Below are 24,647 nucleotides of genomic sequence, written 5' to 3'. Positions count from 1 at the left end.
AAGGATTTCCTCTGGCCTTTAAGCCCAGATCGCGCTATGCGCGGCGCAACCTCCATTCAAAGGCATACACCCATGGACCTGCGCAATATTGCGATCATCGCGCACGTTGACCACGGCAAGACAACGCTGGTTGACGAGCTTCTGAAACAATCCGGTGCGTTCCGCGAGAACCAGGCCGTGGCAGAACGTGCCATGGACAGCAACGATCTGGAACGCGAACGCGGCATTACCATTCTGGCGAAGGCAACTTCGGTCGAATGGAAAGACACCCGCATCAATATCGTCGACACCCCCGGCCACGCCGACTTTGGGGGCGAAGTGGAACGCATCCTCTCTATGGTAGATGGCGTGGTTCTGCTGGTGGACGCCGCCGAAGGCCCGATGCCGCAGACCAAATTCGTGACCTCCAAAGCGCTGGCTCTGGGCCTGCGTCCGATTGTGGTTGTGAACAAAGTCGACAAACCCGATGGCGAACCGGACCGCGCGCTGGACCAGTGTTTTGACCTGTTTGCCAACCTCGGCGCCACCGACGAACAGCTGGACTTCCCCTCCATGTACGCATCCGGCCGCTCTGGCTGGGCTGACATGGAACTGGACGGCCCGCGCAAGGACCTCTCTGCTCTGTTCGACCTGATCGTGGAACACGTGCCCGCACCCGCGCAGATCGCGAAAAAAGACGAACCCTTCCAGATGCTGGCAACCACCCTGGGGTCCGACCCGTTCATGGGCCGCATCCTCACGGGCCGCGTTGAATCCGGCACCCTGAAAGTCGGCGACAGCATCAAGGCGCTGAGCCGCGAAGGCGAGCTGATTGAGAACTTCCGCTGCACCAAAGTGCTGGCGTTCCGCGGTCTGGCGCAACAGCCGATTGACGTGGCCGAAGCAGGCGACATCGTGTCCGTTGCTGGCATGACCAAAGCCACCGTTGCGGACTCTCTGCTGGACCCGAGCGTGGAAAACCCGCTGCCCGCACAGCCGATCGATCCGCCGACCATCACCGTGACCTTTGGCATCAACGACAGCCCTCTGGCGGGTCGTGACGGCAAAAAGGTTCAGTCCCGCGTGATCCGTGACCGCCTGATGAAGGAAGCGGAATCCAACGTGGCGATCCAGATCACCGACACCCCCGGCGGCGAGGCCTTCGAGGTCGCGGGCCGTGGCGAACTGCAGATGGGCGTTCTGATCGAAAACATGCGTCGCGAAGGGTTCGAGCTGTCGATCTCCCGTCCGCAGGTTCTGTTCGACGAACAGGACGGCGTGCGCATGGAGCCGGTCGAAGAAGCCACCATCGACGTGGATGACGAATACTCTGGCGTTGTGATCGAAAAGCTCACCGGCCACCGCAAAGGTGAGCTGGTCGAGATGAAGCCCGCAGGCGCAGGCAAGACCCGCATTATCGCCCATGTTCCGTCGCGCGGCCTGATCGGCTATCACGGCGAATTCCTGACCGACACCCGCGGCACCGGTGTTCTGAACCGCGTATTCCACGGCTGGACCCCGCACAAAGGTGCGATCCCGGGCCGTCGCGCCGGTGTTCTGATCTCTATGGAGAACGGCACCTCGGTCGCTTACGCGCTGTGGAACCTGGAAGAGCGCGGCAAGATGATGATCGGCGCGCAGGAAGATGTCTATCAGGGCATGATCATTGGCGAACACAGCCGGGAAAACGACCTGGAAGTGAACCCGCTGAAAGGTAAGAAACTGACCAACGTGCGCGCGTCCGGCACCGACGATGCGGTGCGCCTGACCACGCCGATGACCCTGAGCCTCGAAGAAGCGATTGCTTATATCGATGACGATGAGCTGGTGGAAGTGACACCGAACAACGTGCGTCTGCGCAAGCGCTACCTTGACCCGCACGAGCGTAAGCGGATGGCAAAAGCCAACGCCTAAGCTGCGGCTTCGTACAGACAAAACTGCAAAAGGTCGCCGGTTCGGCGGCCTTTTTTCTTTGCCTGCGGTTAAACGCGAACAATGTTCTGCTGACCGGGTCCGGACAGCACAGACAAAAAGAAAGGGCGCCCAGTTGGCGCCCTTCTTTGCATTTCTATAGGATCTTCGGATCAGTCCGTGGTTTCCACCACCAGAAGTTCCCGCTCAGAGGCGCCTTTGGCGTGGCTCAGGGCTTCCTGATATTCCGGGCTGTTGTAGCAATCGACAGCCGCTTCGACGCTGGCAAATTTTGCCACCACATTGCGCGGGCGCTCTTTGCCTTCCAGCTGAACAAAGCGACCCGCACGGGCGATGAACTCACCGCCGTGTTTGGCAATCGCCGGGCCCGCAAGCTCGGCATATTTGCCATAGGCCTCTGTGTCGGTCACAGTCACATGTGCAATCCAAAGTGCGCCCATTGTTCAGCCCTCCAACAGCTGTTCTGCGAGTTTGATCGCCTCATCAGCGCCCGCGAAATCCTTGCCGCCACCCTGCGCCATGTCGGGACGACCACCGCCGCCCTTGCCGCCAACGGCCGGTACGGCTGCTTTCAGCACGTCCACAGCAGAGATCTCAGCTGTCAGATCGTCGGTGACCCCCGCCGCGACAGCAACCTTGCCATCATCTTCGGCGATCAGCAGGACAACGCCAGAGCCGAGGTTCTGCTTGTGGGCATCGATCAGGCCGCGCAGATCCTTGCCGGACACGCCTTGCAGCGCTTGCGCCAGGAACTTCTTGCCGCCGATCTCTTTCGCCTCGGCACCACCACCAGAGCCACCGCCCATAGCGACCTGTTGCTTCAGGTTCGAGATCTCGTTCTGCAGCGCCTTGCGTTCATCCATCATCGCCTTCAGGCGATCCATGACATCCGCAGGCTGGGTTTTCAGCGCGGCTGCGATTTCACCCATGCGGGTCGCTTCGCGATCCAGATGTTCAAAGGCCGCCGCACCGGTCAGCGCTTCAATCCGGCGCACGCCAGCCGACGACGCGGAGTCGCCAAGGATCACAAAGGTACCAATGTCACCGGTCTGTTTGACATGCGTGCCGCCACAGAGCTCGATCGAGTAGGTGTTGCCATCCGCGCCTTTGCCAGTGGGGGCACTGCCCATGGAGACCACGCGGACCTCTTCGCCGTATTTCTCACCAAACAGCGCCTGCGCACCCATGTCGCGGGCGTCATCCGGGGTCATGATCCGGGTCGACACTGTGGTGTTTTGGCGAATGAAATCATTCACTTCGGCGGCAACCTGCACCAGTTCCGCAGCTGAGAGACCTTTGCCGTGGCTGAAATCAAACCGCAGACGGTCGGCTGCATTGAGCGACCCCTTCTGCGCCACATGTTCACCGAGCGCATTGCGCAGAGCTTCGTGCAGCAGGTGAGTGGCAGAGTGGTTGGCCCGGATCTGCGCACGACGGGCGTGATCCACTTCCAACTCGGCCCCAACGCCAACCTTAATCTCGCCTTCGGTCACTTCGCCGATGTGCAGGAACAGGCCTTCGACCTTCTTGGTGTCGGTGATCTTGGCTGTGCCGCCCTCAACGGTCAGCTGACCTGTGTCGCCCACCTGACCGCCGCTTTCGCCGTAAAACGGGGTCTGGTTCAGGATAATCTGAACCTGATCGCCCTTGGCCGCCGCGTCCACGCGCGCGCCATCTTTGACGATGGCCGCGATCTGACCTTCGGCCTTTTCGGTTTCATAGCCGAGGAATTCGGTCGGGCCAGCTTCGTCCAGAATGTCAAAGTAAACCTTCACATCTGCCGCTTCGCCCAGACCAATGCCGCCTGCGCGAGACTGTTCTTTCTGCGCCTTCATTGCGGCGTCAAAACCGTCGGTGTCGACCTCGATCTCTTTGGCGCGCAACGCGTCCTGGGTCAGGTCGAGCGGGAAGCCGTAGGTGTCATAGAGCTTGAACGCGGTTTCCCCCGGCAGGGTGTCGCCCTTGCTCAGATCCACCGAGGCATCGTCCAGCAGTTTCAGACCACGATCCAGCGTCTTGAGGAAGCGGGTTTCTTCCTGCTCGAAGGTTTCTTCGATCAGGGCCTGACCCTGCCCCAGTTCCGGATAGGCACCGCCCATTTTCTGAACCAGCGCAGGCACCAGCTTGTGCATCACCGGGTCTTTTGCGCCGAGCAGCGAGGCATGGCGCATGGCGCGGCGCATAATGCGGCGCAGCACATAGCCCCGGCCTTCGTTCGACGGCAGCACACCTTCGGCGATCAGGAAGGAACAAGACCGCAGGTGGTCCGCAATCACCCGGTGGTGCACGTTCTGGTCGCCAAACGGATCGGTGCTCGTGGCATCCGCCGAGGCTTCGATCAGCGCCTTGAACAGATCGGTTTCATAGTTGTCGTGGGTGCCCTGCAGCAATGCCGCAATGCGTTCCAGACCCATGCCGGTGTCAATGGACTGCATGTCCAGATCGGTCATGGAGCCATCTGCAAAACGTTCGTTCTGCATGAAAACAACGTTCCAGATCTCGATAAAGCGGTCGCCATCTTCTTCCGGAGAACCCGGAGGGCCACCCCAGATGTGGTCGCCGTGATCATAGAAAATTTCGGTGCAGGGGCCGCAGGGGCCGGTGTCACCCATCTGCCAGAAGTTGTCCGAGGTGGCGATGCGAATGATCCGGTCCTCGGGCACGCCCATTTTCTTCCAGATTTCAAACGCTTCGTCATCGGTGTGATAGACGGTGGTATAGAGCTTGTCCTTCGGAATATCGAATTCCTTGGTGATCAGCTCCCAGGCAAAGGGGATCGCTTCTTTTTTGAAATAGTCGCCAAAGGAGAAGTTCCCCAGCATTTCAAAGAAAGTGTGGTGACGCGCGGTATAGCCCACATTGTCGAGGTCATTGTGCTTGCCGCCGGCGCGGACACATTTCTGCGCGGTGGTCGCGCGGGTATAGTCGCGGCGCTCAACCCCGGTGAAGCAGTTCTTGAACTGCACCATGCCCGAGTTGGTGAACATCAAGGTGGGGTCATTGCGCGGCACCAGCGGGCTGGAGTCCACAACCTCGTGGCCCTGCTTGGCAAAGTAGTTCAGGAAAGTCGACCGGATGTCGTTCAAGCTGGGCATCGAAAAGGCGCTCTCATTGGTGGTTTATAACAGTCCTCAGCGGTTTATCGCGCGTGCGCGGGGCTGTCTACTCATCAAAATGCGCCATGGGGGTCTGACCTCAAGTTTCGCAACGACTTAACACCCGTGCAGCCCCGCAAAAACACACCGGCCGCCCTGCAGGAACAGAGCGGCCGGTCGGAATTCAATCTTGGGGGCGTTTAGCCTTCGAACAGAACATCGTCGTCGCGTTCTTCCGGCGGCATCTCGAAATCAAGGCCGTGGGAGGCGCGGATTTTGTCTTCGATCTCCAGCGCGATGCGGGAATTGTCACGCAGGAAGGTTTTGGCGTTCTCGCGCCCCTGCCCGATGCGTTCGTCCCCGTAAGAGAACCAGGCGCCGGACTTGTTGACCACACCTGCGGCCACACCCAGATCCAGCAGTTCCCCCATTTTGGAGATGCCTTCGCCGTACATAATGTCAAACTCGACCTGTTTGAACGGCGGCGCCACTTTGTTTTTCACAACCTTGACGCGGGTGGAGTTGCCCACGACCTCGTCCCGGTCTTTGATCGCGCCAATCCGGCGGATATCCAGACGGACCGAGGAGTAGAACTTCAGCGCGTTACCGCCAGTGGTGGTTTCCGGAGAGCCGAACATCACGCCGATCTTCATGCGGATCTGGTTGATGAAGATGACCATGCATTTGGACCGCGAGATAGAACCGGTCAGCTTGCGCATTGCCTGGCTCATCAGGCGGGCCTGAACGCCTACGCTGCTGTCACCCATGTCACCTTCGAGTTCCGATTTCGGCGTCAGCGCCGCAACCGAGTCAACAATGACCATGTTCACCGCGCCGGACCGCACCAGCGTATCGGTGATCTCAAGCGCCTGTTCGCCGGTGTCAGGCTGCGAAATCAGCAGCTCGTCCAGATCAACGCCCAGCTTTTTCGCATACTGCGGGTCCAGCGCGTGTTCCGCGTCCACAAAGGCACAAACGCCGCCCTTTTTCTGCTGTTCGGCAATGCAGTGCAGGGTCAGCGTGGTTTTACCCGAGCTTTCCGGACCATAGATTTCAATGATCCGGCCCATCGGCAGACCGCCAATCCCCAGCGCAATATCAAGACCCAGAGAGCCGGTAGAGCTCGCCTCGATCTCGTGGATCGCATTGCCGTCGCCGAGCTTCATAATAGAGCCCTTGCCGAACTGCCGTTCGATCTGCGCCAGCGCGCTGTCCAGCGCCTTCTGCTTGTCGCCTGCTTTCTTGTCGTCCTTCATGGTCAATAGATCCGCCATAGTCCCGTGTTCCTCTCTATGTGTCATACCCGGAGGCTGACGACAATGATTGCTTTGTGACTGCTTTGTTCACCTCTTGTTCCATATGGGATCAAAAAGAGAACATTGCAAGAAAAAACGAACAACACAAAAGGACTGTCCCGGCGGTTAAAGAATGGTTTACCATGAGCCAAGAGCAGAAGTATTACCGGATCCTTTACGCAATGATGGTATTTTATAAGGCGCGGCTGGCGCTGTTGTCCGTGCCCAAAACGGGCACAACCGCGCTGCAGGCGGCGCTGCGCCCCCATGCGGATATGGTCATTACCGACCCACCCGAACTGAAGCACGCCCCTGTCTACCGCTACAACCGCTGGATCCGGCCGATGTTTGACAAGGTCTGCGGTACGGAGTTGGAAGTTGCAGCGGTGATGCGCGAGCCGGTCGACTGGTTGGGCAGCTGGTACCGGTTCCGCCAACGCCCCCATCTGGACGGCAAGCCTGCCTCGACTAAAGACATCACCTTTGACGATTTTGTCCGCGACTATTGCCGCGGCAACCGACCGCCTTATGCCAATGTCGGCTCGCAAGCGAAATTTCTGGAAGCACAGCCCAACGGCTGCAAGGTCGATCACCTGTTCCGCTATGAAGCGCTGAGCCAGTTTCACAGCTTCTTGGAAGACCGGCTTGGCCTGACGATTGAGACGGAACAAAAAAACGTGAGCCCGAAGATGGAGCTCACGTTATCTGAGAAGACCGAAGCCATTCTGCGCCGCAAATGCGCCGAGGAATTCGACCTTTACGACAGCATCCCCTAGAGGTCCAGCTGCTCTTGGACCGTCTCGGTCAGCTGGCTGAGTGAGAAAGGTTTCGGCAGGAAGGTCGAATTCGGCACCTCGGGCTGTGCGTCGCCAAAGGCTCCTTCCGAATAGCCAGAGACAAACACAACCTTCGTGCCGGGGCGCGTTTCCAACGCCTGGCGCACCCAGGTTGGCCCATCCATGCCGGGCATAATCACGTCGGTGACAAAGACATCCACACTCAGATCCGCATCCGACAGGACATCCAGCGCGTCTTCGGCGGATTCGGCCTCGAGCACGGTATAGCCCCGCATCCGCAGCGCGCGCGAGGCAAAGGCGCGCACGGGGGCCTCATCCTCGACCAGCAGGATCACACCTTCGCCGTGTTTAACCGCAGGGGCCGCTTTTTCGACAACCACTTCTTTTGCAGCTTCCTCGACCTCTTCGCGCTTTTTGTGAACCGGGAAGTACATGCAGAAGGTCGTCCCCTGCCCGACGGTCGAGTCGACAAAGATAAAGCCACCGGTTTGTTTGATGATGCCATAGGCGGTCGAGAGGCCAAGCCCGGTGCCTTCACCGGTGCGTTTGGTGGTGTAGAAAGGTTCGAAGACCTTCTGCAGCTTGTCGGCTGCAATACCGGTGCCCTCGTCGCTGACACGGATGGACACCCAATCGCCTTCGGGCACCACGGCACGGTCCCGCTCCAGCGGCTTTGTCAGGGACACGGTTTCGGTCTCAATACGAATTTCCCCGCCCTGCGGCATCGCATCCCTTGCGTTGACCACAAGGTTCATCAAGACCTGCTCCAGCTGGCGTTTGTCGGCGCGAATGGCGCGCATCACCGGATCGTGGCTTAGGGTCAGGGTGACCCGTTCGCCGACAAGACGGTTCAGCAGATGGGTGAGATCCGACAGGGTTTCGCGCACATCCAGCACTTCGGGTTGCAGTGTTTGTTTGCGCGAGAAGGCCAGCAGCTGGCTCACCAGGGCTGCGGCCCGGTTGGCGTTCTCATGGATCTGGATCAGATCCCCATAGTCGTGATCACCTTGATCGTGGCGCAGCAACAAAAGATCGCAGTGCCCGGAAATCGCAGTCAAAAGGTTGTTGAAATCATGCGCCACACCGCCCGCAAGTTGGCCAATTGCCTGCATCTTCTGGCTTTGCACAAATTGCGCTTCGAGCGTCTTCAGCTCGGTCGCGTCATTCAAAACCGCAATGATCGAGGTGCCATCATCTTCGACCACGCGGGCCAGCGTGACCTGAACAAAGACCTCTTTATCTTTGCGGCTGACGCGCAGGAATTCGGATTTGTGCTGCGCCAGACCCAGCGCTGTTTCTTTCAGCCATTCGGTCATTGGGCGGCCAAGGCCCTCCATCAGCTCACCCAGATACTGGCCTTTGAAATCTTCGACCCCCAGCAGGTTCATCGCCATCCGATTGACCGACACAACCTGACCATCGGGCAGCACTTTCAACAACGGCACCGGAAGGGTCTCAAACCCCGCCTGCGGGCCGCTGGAGATCGGTTTTGCCTCAAGGAAATACAGCTCCGAACGCCCCTGCGGACGCTGATGTTCCTGAACCAGTACATCCACCGGGCCCTGCGCCGTCATCAGCGCCTGCACCTGACCGCTCAGCACCGGGCCGCCCGGAAACAGGCGTTCAGTGGATTTAACCCGCTCACCCACCAGTTTTCGGGCCGCCTCATTCATGAACAAGATGGTGCCCGTGCGACCAATGGTGACCATCGGGATCGAAACCGTCTCGGTCGCGCGCCCCGTGGACCGTTCGGGGGTCACGTCCTCAATCCGCCACAGGAAGTTGCCCGCTGTCATTTCATGCACGCTCAACCGCAGTTGACCGCTTCGCGCAGACAGTTCCTCTTTGGCGTGGCCCTCTTTGGTGGCCTTGCTACGCATGCGGAACAAAACAGCGGAAGGGTTCGCCAGCAAGGAACGCAGCGTGGCCGTCAGCGTTTCCGAGGCCGCGCCCTCAAACCGGTCCAGCGCGGCACGGTTGCAGGCGTGAATGACACCATCCGCATCGGTGACAAAACTGGGGGTGGCATCATTGTCAATGAAGCCGCTCAGCATATCGCGCACCATGGCGCGTTCGGTCAGCTGTTTTCGGGCTTGCAACGCCACAATCGCGGTGACTGCGGCAAGGGTCAGCCCAACAGCCGCCATGGCTCGCATCACCCACGCGGGCCCCTCAACAAGCCACGAGGCAAGGACAAGCACAAGTGCCAGCACCAAAATGGAAATGAGACGCGCCTGTTCTGGCGTTTGCACCTTGAGCGACGGTACAGAAGACGTGGGACGACCGAGCATTCGCGCTCCGTTAATGAAAGGTTTAGCCGCACTATCACGACAAGATTGGTTAAGGCCAAGTTAACCAAGCCATGATCTTTAACAATTTCCTAAAACGTGCTGTCAGGCCACATGCCGCAGGACAGCAATATAGAAGCCATCCGTGCCCTGATGGACAAACCACGCCTGATCCGCCTCAAGAGTCCAGCCATTGGTGCGAGCCAGAAAAGCGTCAACCTGATCGCGGTTTTCCTGCGCCAGCATGGAACAGGTGGCATAGGCCAAGACACCGCCCGGCGCGACAAGCTCGCAGGCCTCATCCAGGATCCGAGACTGGATCTGCAGCGTGCGGTCTAAACCGTCACGGTCCAGACGCCACTTGCCTTCGGGGGCGCGACGCCAGGATCCGGTGCCGGAACAAGGCGCATCGCACAGCACCACATCAAAAGGCGCTTCCTGCTTGGGCGCGCCGGGATTGAGGAGTTTGATTTGGGCACCGGCACGCTCTGCACGCGGCGCGATGTCCTTCATCCGCTTGGGATCTGCGTCATGCGCGAACAATCGCAGCTTCGCCCGCGCCGCCAAAGCGAGCGATTTGCCGCCACCGCCTGCGCAAAAGTCCAGCACCTTCTGGCCGTCTGCGAGCGGAACAAAATCCACAACAGCCTGGCTTGCGGCGTCTTGCAATTCCACAAGACCGGACTGGAACGCATTGGAATTTTTGACCTTTCGCGCGCCTTCCAGAACCGTCAGCGCGGTCTCGGACGCGGGGTGCGCTTCGGTGATGATGTCCTCGTCGGACAGTTTCGCAATCGCCGATGCCCGCGTGCCTTTGGCCATGTTCACCCGCAGATGCACAGGCGCACGGGTCCGCAACGCTTGCGCAGCATCCGTGGCCTCGGCCCCAAGGCTCGCCTCAAAATCCGGCCAGAGCCAGTCTGGGATGTCGTGCTCTTCGGACGCCGAGGAAAATCCGGAAGGGGGATTTTTTTCGCCTTCAGTCAGGGGCTTGGGCGCATGTCCTTCACCGGTGAAAACCGCTTCAGGATCAAGTCCCGCCGCGCGCAGTGCCCCCAGCACAAGCCCGCGTCCGCTGCGTGCGCCCCCAAGCACCGCATAAGACCGAAGGCAACGCAGTGCTTGGAACACATGATCCCGCACAGCCGCGCGATCCTTGGAGCCTGCAAAGCGGCTGCGGCGCCCCCAGGAGGTCAGCGCCTGTTCGGCCGCACTGCCGTCCAATACGTGATCAAGGATTTCTATGGCCGCTTGATAGCGGGCGGCAGGGGTCATGCCCCTGCCCTCTGGTGCCAAACGGCCATGAGACGCTCCTTAGCCGATCCGGTAGTTCGGCGCTTCGCGGGTGATTTGCACGTCGTGGACGTGGCTTTCTTTCAGGCCTGCGCCGGTGATGCGGACAAAATTGCTGTTTTTGCGCATTTCCTCGACGGTGCCGTTGCCGGTATAGCCCATCGCAGCGCGCAGACCGCCCACCAGCTGGTGCAGAACGGTGCCTGCCGGACCTTTGTACGGCACCTGACCTTCGATGCCCTCGGGCACCAGCTTGTCAGAGGCTGCGTCTTTCTGGAAATACCGGTCGGCAGAACCACGCGCCATTGCGCCCATGGAGCCCATGCCGCGGTAGGATTTGAAGGAACGACCCTGATACAGGATGACTTCGCCCGGAGATTCATCCGTGCCCGCAATCATGGAGCCAACCATCGCGCAGGAGGCGCCAGCGGCGATTGCCTTGGCAAAATCGCCCGAGAATTTAATGCCGCCGTCAGCGATCACCGGAACATCGCCAGCCGCACTGGCACAATCCATAATCGCGGTCAGCTGCGGCACACCAACACCGGCCACCATACGGGTGGTACAGATAGAGCCCGGACCAATGCCAACCTTCACAGCATCGGCGCCAGCGTCGATCAGCGCCTTGGTCGCATCGCCCGTGGCAACATTGCCTGCGATGACCTGAACGGCGTTGGACTGCGCTTTAATGCGTTGAACCGCCTCAATAACCCCGGCAGAGTGACCGTGGGCAGTATCAACCACAACTATATCAACACCGGCATCAATCAGCGCTTCAGAGCGGGCGAAACCGCTGTCCCCCACAGAGCTTGCCGCAGCGACGCGCAGACGCCCCAGATCGTCCTTGCAGGCCGTGGGGTTCAGAACCGCCTGTTCGGTGTCTTTTAGGGTCAGCAGACCGGTCAGCTTGCCAGCACCATCGGTCACGAGCAGTTTTTCAATGCGCCGCGCCTTCATCAGGCTTTTCGCCTCTTCCAGATCCGCGGGCTCTTGCAACATGGCAAGATTGTCCGAGGTCATCATGACCTTGACTGGGGTGGCATCATCGGTGGCAAAGCGCATGTCGCGGTTGGTCACAATGCCCACAACGCGGCCGTCTTCGCCGACCACCGGGAAACCGGTGACGCGGTAGCGTTCCTGCAGCGCTTTGGCATCAGCCAAGGTCTGGTCGGGCGTCAGGGTAATCGGGTTGTAAACAATGCCGCTTTCAAAGCGTTTTACGCGGCGAACCTGACGCGATTGCTCTGCCACATCCAGGTTTTTATGGATCACGCCCATGCCGCCAGCCTGCGCCATTGCGATGGCCATGCGGGCTTCGGTCACGGTGTCCATGGCCGAACTCAGAAGCGGAATGTTCAATGCAATATCGCGTGTCACCCATGTGCGGGTGTCAGCTGTGTTCGGCAGCACGCTTGAAGCGGCTGGAACCAGCAATACGTCGTCAAAGGTGAGTGCCTCACGAATCTGCATCTGTCTTCCCCATGCATAGCCCGTTTGACGGTGACCCTATTGCACAGATCTTTTTTGGGGAAAAGGCCCTTACCGCAAATAATTTCGCATTTTTGCGAAACCTTTGAATCAGGGCCTTATGGACTGATCTGGATCAAAGGAAACCAGACCCGTTCTTTCTAGATCACCCGTAGTGCAGACCATAAAATGGAGCCCTCCCATGTCCCAAAGCAACGAGAACACTGCAGGGGCCGCGCCGCTGGCGGGCCTGACAGTTCTGGACCTGACCCATGTGCTGGCCGGACCCTATGCATCGATGACCCTGTCCGATCTTGGCGCCCGGGTGATCAAAGTGGAACGGCCCGGTCTTGGCGATGACACCCGCGCGTTCCCACCGTTCAAAGACGGAGAAAGCGCCTATTTCGCGACCATCAACCACGGCAAGGAAAGCATCGCACTTAACCTAAAGGACACCTCTGATCGTTCTGTTTTTGAACAGCTTTTATCAAAGTCTGACATTCTACTTGAGAACTATCGCCCCGGCGTGATGGACAGATTGGGCTATGGCTGGGACCAGCTTCATGCGCAGCATCCACACCTGATTTACGGCGCTGTTTCCGGCTTTGGGCACACCGGGCCCGAAGCGCTGCGGCCCGCCTATGATATGGTGGTTCAGGCCCGTGGCGGGGTCATGTCGATCACCGGAGAGCGGGACCGCGAGCCTGTGCGCGTCGGCGCGTCGATTGGAGATATTGCGGCCGGCATGTTCCTGACCCAAGGGGTGCTGGCCGCCCTGATTGCGCGGGAAAAAACCGGCCTTGGTCAGAAGATCGATATTGCCATGCTAGACAGCCAATTGGCCCTGCTGGAACATGCGATTGCGATCACATCGGTCACGGGCGACGCGCCGCGCCCTTCTGGCGCGCGCCACCCGTCTATTGCGCCCTTTGAAACCTTTCATGCGAAAGATGGGCTCTTTGTGATCGCGGCCGGAAACGATGCCCTGTTTGCCCAGCTCTGCGTCACGCTGAACTTGCCACTGGCGCAGGACCCGCGGTTTTCCACCAACCCCGAAAGATGCAAAAACGCGCGCCTTCTCAAACGGTTGATCGAAGCAGTTACCATCGACAAACCGGCCGAGCATTGGATCGAACTCCTCACACAGGCAGGCATTCCGACGGGACCCATCCAAACCGTCGATCAGGTGATGCAGGACCCGCAGATTTTAGCGCGCAATATGGTTGTGGATGTGCTGGACCAAAGCGGCAGCCCGGCCTATGTCGCGGCCGGCAATCCGATTAAGATGAGCGCCCTGCCCGATCCCAGCACCCGCGCGCCCGCGCCAAAGCTGGACGAGCACCGCGACCACATCCTCCGTTGGCTGGAAAAAAGCTCATAAACGACGTGAACATTTCCCATAACGCCGCTGCTTGCCTTTCAGATTAGAAAAAGTGACATATGGTCGATATCTAAAGAAGATCACGAAAAGGCATGACCTGATGGCAGAAGATCCCCTCGTCGTCTTTACCCCCTCCGGCAAACGCGGACGTTTCCCGGTTGGCACACCTGTGCTGACCGCTGCACGCCAATTGGGCGTGGATCTGGATTCCGTGTGTGGCGGCCGCGGGATTTGTTCCAAATGCCAGATTACCCCGTCTTACGGAGAATTTCCGAAACACGGCGTAACGGTTGCAGATGACGCGCTCAGTGAATGGAACAAGGTTGAGCAGCGTTACAAGGACAAACGCGGGCTGATCGACGGCCGCCGTCTGGGCTGTCAGGCCAAGGTCGAAGGCGACATTGTCATCGACGTGCCGCCAGAAAGCCAGGTGCACCGTCAGGTGGTGCGCAAGCGCGCCGAAGTGCGCGACATCACCATGAACCCCGCCGTGCGCCTGTATTATGTCGAGGTCGAAGAACCCGACATGCACAAGCCCTCCGGCGATCTGGAGCGCCTGATCGAAGCGCTGGAGAAACAGTGGGAGATCAAAGGCGTAGAAGCCGATCTTCGCATTCTTCAGCTGATGCAGCCGGTGCTGCGCAAAGGCGGCTGGAAGGTCACCGTTGCGGTTCACCTGGGCGATGAGACCACCCCGCCAAAGATCATGCAGATCTGGCCCGGCTTCTATGAAGGCACGATCTATGGTCTGGCCGTTGACCTTGGCTCCACCACCATTGCCGCGCACCTCTGTGATCTGAAAACCGGCGAGGTCGTGGCCTCTTCGGGGATTATGAACCCGCAAATCCGCTTTGGCGAAGACCTGATGAGCCGCGTGTCTTATGCAATGATGAACGCAGGCGGCGACAAGGAAATGACCTCTGCCGTGCGTGACGGCATGAACGCACTGTTTGATCAGATCGCGGGCGAAGCCGAGATCGACAAAGAGCTGATCGTCGATGCGGTTTTTGTCTGCAACCCGGTTATGCACCACCTGTTCCTTGGCATTGATCCCTTTGAGCTGGGTCAGGCCCCCTTTGCGCTTGCGACCTCGGACGCGATGCGCCTGAAAGCAACCGAACTGGATCTGACCCTGCATCCGTCGGCGCGGGTCTACCTTTTGCCCTGTATCGCAGGCCACGTGGGCGCAGATGCGGCAGCGGTTGCTCTCTCTGAGGCGCCGGATAAATCCGAAGACCTTGCCCTGATTGTGGACGTCGGAACAAACGCCGAGATCCTATTGGGAAACAAGGAAAAAGTCCTTGCGTGCTCGTCCCCGACCGGACCTGCATTTGAAGGTGCGCAGATTTCTTCGGGCCAGCGGGCGGCGCCGGGTGCGATTGAACGGGTCGAGATTGACCCCGTCACCAAAGAACCCCGGTTCCGCATTATCGGATCGGACATCTGGTCTGATGAAAACGGCTTTGCAGAGGCCATAGCGACCACCGGGATCACCGGGATCTGCGGGTCCGGCATTATCGAGGCGATTGCCGAAATGCGCCTTGCGGGCGTTCTGGATGCCTCTGGCCTGATTGGGTCGGCAGAACAGACTGGCAGCGTACGCTGTATTCAGGACGGGCGCACCAATGCGTATCTGTTGTGGGATGGCTCGGCCGAGGGTGGTCCGACCATTACGGTCACCAACCCAGACATCCGCGCCATTCAGATGGCCAAGGCCGCGCTGTATTCTGGCGCGCGCCTGCTGATGGATAAGTTCGGCGTCGACACCGTGGACCGCGTGGTGCTCGCTGGGGCCTTTGGCGCACATATCTCGGCCAAACACGCGATGGTGTTGGGCATGATCCCTGACTGTGTGCTGGACAAGGTCACCAGCGCGGGCAATGCCGCAGGGACAGGTGCGCGGATTGCCCTGTTGAACACCAAAGCCCGCGGCGAGATCGAAGACACGGTGCGTCAGATCGAAAAGATCGAAACCGCAGTCGAACCGCGTTTCCAAGAACATTTTGTCAACGCTTCGGCCATTCCGAACTCGGCAGAGCCTTTCCCGATTTTGGAAAGCGTCGTGACCCTGCCGAGCGTGAACTTTAACACCGGTGGAGACGCCGGAGGCGCAGGTGCCGGTGGCCGCCGCCGCCGCCGTCGCGGCTAATCCACAGCTCACCCTGATAGACCACATAAAAAACAACGGCAGCCCCTTGACCTTCCTGGGGCTGCCGCTTAGTTCTGGGCCTCGCGAGCGCGGGTATGGTGAAAAGGTATCACGGCAGCTTCCCAAGCTTTAGTTACGGGTTCGATTCCCGTTACCCGCTCCAACCTCCTGAAATCGATGAATTTGTCTGGCCGACCCTAAGGGGATCAGCCCAGGTCGCGCAGCCGCTGTGCCATCTCGCCATAGCCCTCGTAGCCATGGTCTTTCTGCATCTGCTCATACCATTCGATCCAGGGCTGACGTTGGTCTTCCGGGAAGGTGTCGGACCACGTCCCTTTGATGACCTGGATTTGCCCATCGTCGCGGCGGGTTACGGAGATTTCTTTGCTCATCGGATGTAATTACTTCGGGTACGACTTTGATTTCAAAGGAGCTCCAAGGCACGTACTTCGCACCTTGGAGCGGTTGTTGCACGCCCTTTACGGCGCCCAATGCACCGTGGCCTCGGACAGCACCGCGTTAATCGGGGCCTCTTCCGGCGGCAGGCTCACCGCGCGATCCAAAGCGGCCCGCTTGCCTTCCCCAAAGATGACAAGATGCTTATTTATGGCCCCGTTCAGAACCTGTGCACTCAGGCTCATGCGCACTTCGGGCTGACTGTCGGGACGCAGGACAACCAAAGCAGGCGCATCTGCGCTAAGCGCGGCCTCCAAACCGGCTGTACCGGGAAACAACGACGCCGTATGCATGTCTTCACCCATGCCCAGAAGTGCCACAGCCAGCGGGCCCGTAGCGTCCACTTCGGCGGATACTTTTTCGGCTGCCGCTTCGGGCGTCAGGCCTTCCCGAAAAAACGGCAGGAACTGTGCCTTTGCCGCGTGCTCTACCAACAGCCGCTCGCGGATCAACTTTGCATTGGAGCGTTCGTGATCCGTTGGCACCCAGCGTTCGTCCGAGGCCATGACATTGACCCGATCCCACGCCAGATCGACCGCACAGAGGTCGTCAAAAATCGGCCCCGGCGTCGTCCCGCCAGCCAGCGCGATGGCAGCCTGATCGTTGTGATCCAGATGTTGTCTCAAATCACTGGCGATCCGATCCGCTACCGCTAACACCAAGAGTTCGCGATCTGCGTATTCTTTAAATTCCATCGTCCTCACCTCGATTTTCGCGGAAATTCTGGCCCGAGCGGCAGCGCCCTCAAGCCCTCTCTTCATAATTCACCGAGCGTCGACTGCAAAGGGGCGAAAACAGCCGCCAAAGCGACGATTTGCGACGAACAAAGCGCCCCACAAGCGGCTGATAGCTTGCGCTGGATATGCGGTTCCTGATAAGGTCGTAACACAAAATATAGATTTCAAAAAAGAACAGGCTGCCAACGTGAGCGATACGCCGGAAACTCCTGAAAACGCAGACGAAAATCTTCCCGAACGCCCGGTCTATGACGGCCCCACCGTCTCTATCGAAACCGAAATGCGCAACTCCTATCTGGATTATGCGATGTCGGTTATCGTCAGCCGCGCGATCCCGGACCTGCGGGACGGTTTGAAACCGGTTCACCGCCGCATTCTTTATGCGATGCACGAAACGGGCAACAGCCACGACAAGTCCTACCGCAAGTCGGCGCGTCCTGTTGGCGATGTGATGGGTAAATACCACCCGCATGGCGACAGCGCGATCTATGATGCGCTTGTCCGCATGGCGCAGGACTTCTCTATGTCGCTGCCGCTGCTGGACGGTCAGGGCAACTTTGGCTCTATGGATGGCGACAACCCGGCGGCAATGCGTTACACCGAAGTGCGCATGGACAAGCCTTCGGCCTTTATGTTGGCGGATATCGACAAGGAAACGGTCGACTTTCAGGACAACTATGATGGCAAGGACCGTGAACCCACAGTTCTTCCCGCGCGTTTCCCGAACATGCTGGTCAATGGTGCTGGCGGCATTGCGGTTGGTATGGCCACCAATATTCCGCCGCATAACCTTGGCGAAGTGGTTGACGCCACGCTCGCGCTGATCGATGACCCGGACCTGACCTCAGAGCAGCTGATCGACTATGTGCCCGGTCCGGACTTCCCAACCGGCGGTGTGATGCTGGGCCGTTCTGGTGCGCGCAAAGCCTATCTTGAGGGCCGTGGCTCTGTGATCATCCGCGCAAAAACCCGCGTGGAAGAGATCAGAAAAGACCGCTATGCCATTGTTGTGGATGAGATTCCCTATCAGGTGAACAAGGCCGCAATGATCGAAAAGATCGCAGAACAGGTGCGCGAAAAGCGCATTGAAGGCGTGGCTCACGTGCAGGATGAATCCGACCGTAACGGTGTCCGCGTTGTGGTCGAGCTGAAGCGCGATGCAACCGCCGAAGTGGTCCTGAACCAGCTCTATCGTTTTACACCGATGCAGACCTCTTTTGGCTGCAACATGCTGGCGCTGAACGGTGGCCGCCCGGAACAGCTGACCCTGCGCCGGTTCCTCACGTCTTTCATCGACTTCCGCGAAGATGTTGTGGCACGCCGCACGGCCTTTAACCTGCGTAAAGCACGCGAACGCAGCCACATTCTCTGTGGTTTGGCCGTGGCCGTCTCCAACGTGGACGAAGTCGTTGCGACCATTCGCGCCTCGGCGGATGCCGCCGAAGCCCGTCAGAAACTGATGGAACGTCGCTGGCCTGCTGGTGACATTGCGGCCTATATCCAGCTGATCGATGATCCAACCCACAAGATGAACGACGACGGGACCTATAACCTGTCCGAAACGCAGGCCCGCGCCATTCTGGAACTGCGCCTGCAGCGTCTGACCCAGATTGGTGTCAAAGAGGTCACCGACGAGCTGGAAGAACTGGCGCGTAAGATCAAGGAATACCTCGAAATTCTCGGTTCGCGCGAACGCATCATGGGCATCATTGCCGATGAGCTGCGCGAAGTTCGCGAGAACTTCGCAGTCGACCGTCGCACCGAGATCGTTGACTGGTCCGGTGACATGGACGACGAAGACCTGATCGAGCGCGAAGACATGGTTGTGACCGTGACCTCGGGTGGCTACATCAAGCGCACTCCGCTGGCCGATTTCCGCGCGCAAAAACGCGGCGGCAAGGGTGTGTCGGGCATGCAGACCAAAGAAGAGGACGTGATCACCACGCTCTTCGTGGCCAACACCCACACACAACTTCTGTTCTTCACCACCGATGGCATGGTCTACAAACTGAAGACCTGGCGCCTGCCGCAAGGTGGCCGGACTGCGAAAGGCAAGGCGATCGTCAACATCCTGCCGATCCCGACCGGAGTTTCCATTGCGGCGATCATGCCAGTGGACCGGGACGAAAAAGAATGGGCTGATCTGCAGATCATGTTCGCGACCTCTGCGGGCACTGTGCGTCGTAACCGCCTGTCGGACTTCACAAATGTCATGCGCAACGGCAAGATTGCGATGAAGTTCGAGGACGAACACGAAAACACCAAGCTGATCAATGCGCGCATCTGTTCCGAAGATGACGACATTATGCTGGTGACAAACACGGGCCGCGCGATCCGCTTCCCCACGACCGAGGTCCGCGTGTTCAACTCGCGTAACTCTGTGGGTGTGCGGGGCATTAAACTTGGCGACGGCGACGAGGTTGTCTCCATGTCGGTGATCCGTCACTTTGACGCGACCTCGGACGAGCGTGCGGCCTACCTGAAAATGCGCCGTGCGGTGGCGGGCCTTGCAGATGATGCGGAAGGCACTGCGGATGAGGAAGCCAACGCCAACGCGACCATCAGCCAGGAACGCTATGCGGAAATGTCTGCAGCCGAAAACCTGATCCTGACAATCACTGCAGGTGGTGCCGGTAAGTTGTCGTCCAGCCATGATTATCCGGTTCGCGGCCGTGGCGGCATGGGCGTCACAGCGATGGACAAAGGCATGCGCGGCGGCGCGCTGGTGGCGTCCTTCCCGGTTGAACTTGACGATCAGATCATGCTGGCAACCTCCAAGGGGCAGTCGATCCGCGTGCCTGTGGATGGCATCTCATTCCGCTCCCGTTCGGCTGGTGGCGTGCGTGTCTTCAACACCGGCAAAGGTGAAGAGGTTGTGTCCGTGGCCTGGATCGCAGAAAGCGGTGAAGAGGACGGCGCGGAAGAATAAACCCTGCCTATTTCGCGAAGAATTGACGCCGCTCCCATCCGGGGGCGGCGTTTTCATTTACCGATCGCCCATCTTGGCGCGGCAGACTCTGGAAAGTTTTCCAGTGGGAAACGCGCTTTTGAGGAGGAGCGACGCGATGAACCTCTACCATTGTCAGATCGACCTGCATCACGAAGCCAAGGCGCTCGCTTTTGCGAGCGCTTTGGATCAATGGCTTGGATATCTAAAAGACCGGGGCGTGGTCCGAAACTGGCGTCTTTTGCGCCGAAAACTGAGCCTTGCCAGTGACAGCTGCCGCGATTTCCTTTTGGAGATCGAGTTTGACGATATGGTCCAACTGGACGCGGCTTTTAAAGTTCTGGGCGAACATGATGAAGAGGTGGAGCGTCTTTACGCCAATGTGACCTCACTGATCGCGCATCACGACATTGGGCTGTACCGCCCGTTCCCAGACACCGAAAGAGCCGAACGTATGGCATTGATATAAAACAAAAAAGGCCGCGAAACACGCGGCCTTTTCTCAAAGATCATAAATCTCGGAAAACTTCTTTTCGAGGTAGCCCTTAAGCGGCTCATGGGTTGGCTCCCCGCCGATCGCATGAACAATCGTGTCTTTCGGGGATCTGAGGCCGCCGTGCTGTTGCAGGTTTTCCCGCAACCATTCCGTTGCACGGCGGGTGTTGCCCTCGGCCAGATCCGCCTCGAGGTTTGGAACCGCCTGGGTCAACGCCTCGTACAGGCAACCGGCATAGATATTGCCCAGCGAATACGTCGGGAAATACCCGAACAGGCCAACCGACCAATGCACATCCTGCAGCACACCGTTGGAGGGTTTGTCGACGGCATAGCCAAAGTCCGCCGCAAAACGGTCGTTCCAGGCAGCCTCAAGATCGCCAACCGACAGGTCACCGGTCATCAACGCGCGCTCCAGCCCGAACCGCAGCATCACGTGCAGGTTATACTGCAGTTCATCGGATTCGGTCCGAATGTAACCACGATGAACGGCATTGACCGCGGCGTAGAATTCATCCGCGTTTTCAATGCCAAAATCACCAAAGCTCGTCTGCATTTGCGCAAACAGCCAGCCCGTAAAGGCACGCGAACGCCCCAGCTGGTTCTCGTAAATCCGGCTTTGGCTTTCGTGCACGCCCATGGACACACCACCCCCCAGCGGGGTCAGCAGATAGGCCTGATCGACGTTTTGTTCGTAGGCCGCATGGCCGACCTCGTGCACGGTCGAGTAGAAACAATTGAACGGATCGGTCGCGCTGGTGCGGGTGGTCACGCGCACATCCTGCCCGCTGCCGGAACAGAACGGATGCACGGCCTTGTCGATACGCCCATTGTTGAGGTTATAGCCAAAGGCCACCGCCAATTGTTCAGACAGCGCCAGTTGTTTGCCCTCATCAAAGCGGCCTTCCAGCGCCTTGGGGGCAGGTTTTTCCAGCACACGGGCGCGCAGATCGACCAGACCGGGGCGCATGGCATCGAAGATTTTCGCAAGGTCCGAACCGGTTACGCCACGTTCGTAATCCGCGACCATCGCATCATAGACGTCACCGCCTTCGGCCAGCGCCTGACCTTCTTCGCGTTTCAGTGCCACAACTTCTTCCAGAACCGGCAGGAAGGCAGCCACATCTTCATCCGCGCGGGCCTGGGCCCATTTGGCTTGGGATTCTGAGGTCACCTGCGCAATGCGTCGCGCCAGATCGGCCGGCACTTTGCGGGTGCGGTCATAGCCATAGCGAATCTCGCGCAGGATTGCGGCGCCTGCCGCATCTGGGGCTTCTGCGCTCGCAAGCCACTCCGCGATTTTGGGATCGGACCGTCGCGCGTGCAGCACGCCTTCGATTGCGGCCATTTCCTCACCGCGCTGCGCGCCCGCGCCCGCAGGCATCATGGTTTCCTGATCCCACCCCAAACGGCCAGCGATCTGGCCGAGCGCCTGCGTGTCGCGTGAAAATGCAAGAAGCTGCTCAAAAGCGTTCATATTCAATGACCTTTGATCGAAGTTGCAATCGGGTATCCGGCCAGGAAACGCGCCCGCAGGATCACCGCCCACAGAAGCACAGCAATCAGCTGATGGACAATCGCAATCTCAACCGGTGCAGCGGTAATGACGGTAATTACACCCACCAGCATCTGCAGGCTGAGCACCGCAAAGACCACGTTGAAGGCAAAGCGGGTCGCCACATGGGCACTGCCACGCGACCGCAGCCAGACCACAACACCGAAGGCCATCAGAAGATAGCCGCTGACGCGGTGAACAAACTGGACCAAACCCGGGTTTTCAAAGAAGTTTTTCCAGATCGGCTCAACCATCCACATGTTCGGCGGCAGAACCTGACCGCCCATCAGCGGCCAGTCGGTGAAGGACCGGCCCGCATCAATACCCGCAACCAATGCGCCCAGCAGGATCTGAAGGAAGGCAAAATGCATCAGGCCGGTGGACATGGAAAACAGCTTGGCCTCTTTGCCGCGCCGCGCCTGCATCAGGTCGCGCTCTTCCCGGCCCATCATCAGGATGTACCAGCCAAGGAAGCCAAGGATCACAAAGGCCAACCCAAGGTGCGTTGCCAGACGGTAGGACGCCACGGCGGTCATCCCTCCGCCAGATGTCACGCCAGAGGCAACCATCCACCAGCCAATCGCACCCTGCATTCCACCCAGAAGACCCGGCAGCGCCAACCGGCCCGTCCAGCCCGCAGGGATCTGACGCGCAATCAGGAACCCAAAGAATCCCAAGACCCAGACCAGCCCAACCACACGGCCCAGCTGGCGATGGCCCCATTCCCACCAGTAGATCACTTTAAAATCAGACAGTTCCATCCATTGGTTCATGATCTGGTACTGATCGATCTGTTTGTATTTTTCGAACTCTGCCAGCCAGTCGGCCTCGGACATGGGGGGGATCGCCCCAGTGACCGGGCGCCATTCGGTGATCGACAGGCCGCTGTCGGTCAGACGGGTCAGGCCGCCCACCACAATCATGGCCACCACCAGCGCAAACAGCACAGACAGCCAGACGCGGATCGCCCGGCGCGCGCCACCTCGGCCACGGTCGATCAGACCCGGCTCTGGCGCTTTGGTCTCTGCCTTCTCGGTGGACACCTCTTCAAAAATGCTGCGGTTGCTCATGTCGGCCTCTTATCGTCGCTTTGAAGGAAGCTAGGGGGCGCAAGGGGTTGCGTCCACCTTCCCGCGATTTATTTGTCGCTGTGTTCTTTCCAACGGACCATTTGCCGCATGATCCCATGCAGCATCTGAACATCGGCACGGGTCAAACGCATGCGGGACCAGAGGTTGCGGAACACGGTCTTCATGCCAGGTGCTTTTTCCGGCGGGAAGAAATAGCCCGCCTCCACCAGACGGTCCTCGTAATGGGTGACCAGCGCTTCGATTTCGGCATTGGTGGCCCAATCGTTTTTGCCCAGATCGGTGACCTCCTCCGGCACTGTATCCGCCTGGCGGCGCCACTCATACGCGGTCAGCAGCACACATTGGCCGAGGTTCAACGAGGCAAATTCGGGATTCACCGGCACGGTAATGATCGCATTGGCTTTGGCGATGTCGTCGTTTTCCAGCCCGGCCCGTTCGGGGCCAAACAACACCGCGACCTTTTCACCCTGCCCGATGAGCTCGGCCGCTTTCTTCATCGCGCCTTCCGGGCTGAAGACCGGCTTGGTCAATTCGCGTGGGCGGGCAGTGGTGGCAAAGACATAGGTGCAATCCGCCAGCGCTTCGGGCAGATCGGCCGCCATTTGTGCCTCGTCCAGCAGACGCCCTGCGCCAGAGGCCATCGCCACAGCCTTCGGGTTCGGCCAGCCATCGCGCGGCGCGACAATGCGCATACGATCAAGGCCAAAATTCCACATCGCGCGCGCAGCAGCGCCAATGTTTTCACCCATCTGCGGGCGTACCAGAACAAAGGAAGGTTGCGGGGTCTCGCTTGGCATCTTTACGTCTCCGGAAAAAGTGATCTTCCCCTACTGGGCATGGCCCAAAGGGGCAAGGGCTTCACGCGGTGCACTGCGGGAAATTCGACGTTTTCCCCCTTCAAATCCTTGCGCAAACCGCGAAATCAGGTAAACAGCGCCTTCACCTTCCCCTCCGACATCTTTCTCAGGAGAGCAGCCATGGCCAACGCCGACCCGTCTCAGGATCAACTTGAACAGCCGCAGATCTACCTGATCTCCCCGCCGAGCTTCGAGCTGGATGTCTTCCCCGAGCAACTGGCGCGTGTGCTGGACCATACAGATGTCGCCTGCGTGCGCCTGGATCTGGCATCGCGGGACGAAGATGTTCTGCTGCGGGCGGCGGATGCGCTGCGCACGGTGACCGATGCGCGCGACATTGCGCTGGTGATTTCAGATCATCAGATCCTTGCCGAACGTCTGGGGCTGGACGGGGTGCACCTGTCGGACAGCTCGCGGTCGGTGCGCACCGCGCGCAAGGCGCTGGGGCCGGACGCGATTGTGGGCTGCCATTGCGGCACCTCGCGCCACGACGGGATGAGCGCCGGCGAAGCGGGCGCGGATTATGTCTGCTTTGGCCCCGTTGGCCTGTCCGGTCTGGGCGATGGCGCCGTGGCCGAACCGGAGCTGTTTCAATGGTGGTCCGAGATGATCGAGGTCCCGATTGTGGCCGAAGGCGGTCTGACCACCGACCTGATCCGCACCCTGTCACCGATCACGGATTTCTTCGGCATAGGTGAAGAAATCTGGAAGACGGATGACCCGGTCGCAGCCCTCAGCGCCCTTCAGGACGCAATGGCGTAATCCACGAAACCACGTGAGTGAGCGCTCGCGAAATCACTTGCGAGCCCCCTACAAAGGCGGCAATAGGACGG

At 59.3% G+C, this 24,647-nt stretch carries 18 protein-coding genes and 1 tRNA gene; 8 read left to right on the top strand and 11 right to left on the bottom strand.

Features of this window, described 5'->3' with window-relative positions; all coding sequences use genetic code 11:
• The first annotated feature begins 72 nt into the window (after window positions 1–72).
• Window positions 73–1,893 carry a translational GTPase TypA gene (gene typA, locus TRM7557_RS19105; RefSeq protein ID WP_058291824.1) on the top strand — a complete coding sequence of 607 codons (1,821 nt, stop codon included), beginning with the start codon at window positions 73–75 and terminating at the stop codon, window positions 1,891–1,893.
• A gap of 170 nt (window positions 1,894–2,063) precedes the next feature.
• Here typA and TRM7557_RS19100 read toward each other — a convergent pair whose 3' ends face one another.
• The 3 genes from TRM7557_RS19100 to recA form a co-directional block, all read right to left on the bottom strand.
• Window positions 2,064–2,351, bottom strand: coding sequence for a DUF1330 domain-containing protein (locus TRM7557_RS19100; protein ID WP_058291823.1), 288 nt, complete (start codon window positions 2,349–2,351; stop codon window positions 2,064–2,066).
• Window positions 2,352–2,354: 3 nt separating this feature from the next.
• Window positions 2,355–5,006 (bottom strand): alanine--tRNA ligase, encoded by a 2,652-nt coding sequence (gene alaS / locus TRM7557_RS19095; RefSeq protein ID WP_058291822.1) that lies wholly within the window; start codon window positions 5,004–5,006, stop codon window positions 2,355–2,357.
• Window positions 5,007–5,206: 200 nt separating this feature from the next.
• Window positions 5,207–6,280, bottom strand: a complete 1,074-nt coding sequence (gene recA, locus TRM7557_RS19090; RefSeq protein ID WP_058291821.1) for a recombinase RecA — start codon at window positions 6,278–6,280, stop codon at window positions 5,207–5,209.
• A gap of 203 nt (window positions 6,281–6,483) precedes the next feature.
• Between recA and TRM7557_RS19085 the strand changes: the two genes are divergently transcribed.
• Entirely contained in the window at window positions 6,484–7,077 is a 594-nt protein-coding gene (locus TRM7557_RS19085) for a hypothetical protein (protein ID WP_058291902.1), read from the top strand.
• On the opposite strand, the gene TRM7557_RS19080 is transcribed toward TRM7557_RS19085, so the two are convergent.
• From TRM7557_RS19080 to guaB, 3 genes are all read right to left on the bottom strand, one after another.
• Window positions 7,074–9,389: a PAS domain-containing hybrid sensor histidine kinase/response regulator gene (locus TRM7557_RS19080; RefSeq protein WP_058291820.1), complete on the bottom strand. Its 2,316-nt coding sequence runs from the start codon at window positions 9,387–9,389 to the stop codon at window positions 7,074–7,076. The genes TRM7557_RS19085 and TRM7557_RS19080 overlap by 4 nt on opposite strands.
• A gap of 102 nt (window positions 9,390–9,491) precedes the next feature.
• A complete protein-coding gene (locus TRM7557_RS19075; protein WP_058291819.1) occupies window positions 9,492–10,661 on the bottom strand; it encodes an RsmB/NOP family class I SAM-dependent RNA methyltransferase in 1,170 nt (389 codons plus the stop codon).
• 39 nt (window positions 10,662–10,700) lie between these two features.
• Entirely contained in the window at window positions 10,701–12,149 is a 1,449-nt protein-coding gene (gene guaB / locus TRM7557_RS19070; RefSeq protein ID WP_058291818.1) for an IMP dehydrogenase, read from the bottom strand.
• A gap of 199 nt (window positions 12,150–12,348) precedes the next feature.
• On the opposite strand from guaB, the gene TRM7557_RS19065 reads away from it, so the two are divergent.
• From TRM7557_RS19065 to TRM7557_RS19055, 3 genes are all read left to right on the top strand, one after another.
• Entirely contained in the window at window positions 12,349–13,527 is a 1,179-nt protein-coding gene (locus TRM7557_RS19065) for a CaiB/BaiF CoA transferase family protein (protein WP_058291817.1), read from the top strand.
• 100 nt (window positions 13,528–13,627) lie between these two features.
• The gene (locus TRM7557_RS19060; protein ID WP_058291816.1) at window positions 13,628–15,676 is read left to right on the top strand and encodes an ASKHA domain-containing protein; all 2,049 of its coding nucleotides are present in this window, start codon (window positions 13,628–13,630) and stop codon (window positions 15,674–15,676) included.
• An 89-nt stretch (window positions 15,677–15,765) separates the two neighbouring features.
• A tRNA-Gly gene (locus TRM7557_RS19055) sits at window positions 15,766–15,839 on the top strand.
• 43 nt (window positions 15,840–15,882) lie between these two features.
• Here the strand turns inward: TRM7557_RS19055 and TRM7557_RS19050 are convergent.
• Entirely contained in the window at window positions 15,883–16,068 is a 186-nt protein-coding gene (locus tag TRM7557_RS19050; RefSeq protein ID WP_058291815.1) for a hypothetical protein, read from the bottom strand.
• An 87-nt stretch (window positions 16,069–16,155) separates the two neighbouring features.
• A complete protein-coding gene (gene pgl / locus TRM7557_RS19045; protein WP_058291814.1) occupies window positions 16,156–16,827 on the bottom strand; it encodes a 6-phosphogluconolactonase in 672 nt (223 codons plus the stop codon).
• A 229-nt stretch (window positions 16,828–17,056) separates the two neighbouring features.
• Here pgl and gyrA point away from each other — a divergent pair, with 229 nt between their 5' ends.
• Window positions 17,057–19,798: a DNA gyrase subunit A gene (gene gyrA, locus TRM7557_RS19040; RefSeq protein WP_058291813.1), complete on the top strand. Its 2,742-nt coding sequence runs from the start codon at window positions 17,057–17,059 to the stop codon at window positions 19,796–19,798.
• A 136-nt stretch (window positions 19,799–19,934) separates the two neighbouring features.
• Window positions 19,935–20,285: a DUF6614 family protein gene (locus TRM7557_RS19035; RefSeq protein WP_058291812.1), complete on the top strand. Its 351-nt coding sequence runs from the start codon at window positions 19,935–19,937 to the stop codon at window positions 20,283–20,285.
• A gap of 33 nt (window positions 20,286–20,318) precedes the next feature.
• Here TRM7557_RS19035 and TRM7557_RS19030 read toward each other — a convergent pair whose 3' ends face one another.
• From TRM7557_RS19030 to TRM7557_RS19020, 3 genes are all read right to left on the bottom strand, one after another.
• Window positions 20,319–21,788 (bottom strand): carboxypeptidase M32, encoded by a 1,470-nt coding sequence (locus TRM7557_RS19030; RefSeq protein ID WP_058291811.1) that lies wholly within the window; start codon window positions 21,786–21,788, stop codon window positions 20,319–20,321.
• A gap of 2 nt (window positions 21,789–21,790) precedes the next feature.
• On the bottom strand, window positions 21,791–22,936 hold the full coding sequence (ctaA, locus tag TRM7557_RS19025) for a heme A synthase (RefSeq protein ID WP_058291810.1): 1,146 nt from the start codon (window positions 22,934–22,936) through the stop codon (window positions 21,791–21,793).
• Window positions 22,937–23,004: 68 nt separating this feature from the next.
• Window positions 23,005–23,754, bottom strand: coding sequence for an RNA methyltransferase (locus TRM7557_RS19020; RefSeq protein ID WP_058291809.1), 750 nt, complete (start codon window positions 23,752–23,754; stop codon window positions 23,005–23,007).
• A gap of 180 nt (window positions 23,755–23,934) precedes the next feature.
• Here TRM7557_RS19020 and TRM7557_RS19015 point away from each other — a divergent pair, with 180 nt between their 5' ends.
• On the top strand, window positions 23,935–24,576 hold the full coding sequence (locus TRM7557_RS19015) for a thiamine phosphate synthase (RefSeq protein ID WP_058291808.1): 642 nt from the start codon (window positions 23,935–23,937) through the stop codon (window positions 24,574–24,576).
• The last annotated feature ends 71 nt before the right edge of the window (window positions 24,577–24,647 follow it).

Origin of the sequence: Tritonibacter multivorans (assembly GCF_001458415.1) — a bacterium.
Lineage (GTDB): Bacteria > Pseudomonadota > Alphaproteobacteria > Rhodobacterales > Rhodobacteraceae > Epibacterium > Epibacterium multivorans.
The sequence above is the reverse complement of the archived record's forward strand: the minus strand, read 5'-3'. Positions and strand labels throughout refer to the sequence as shown.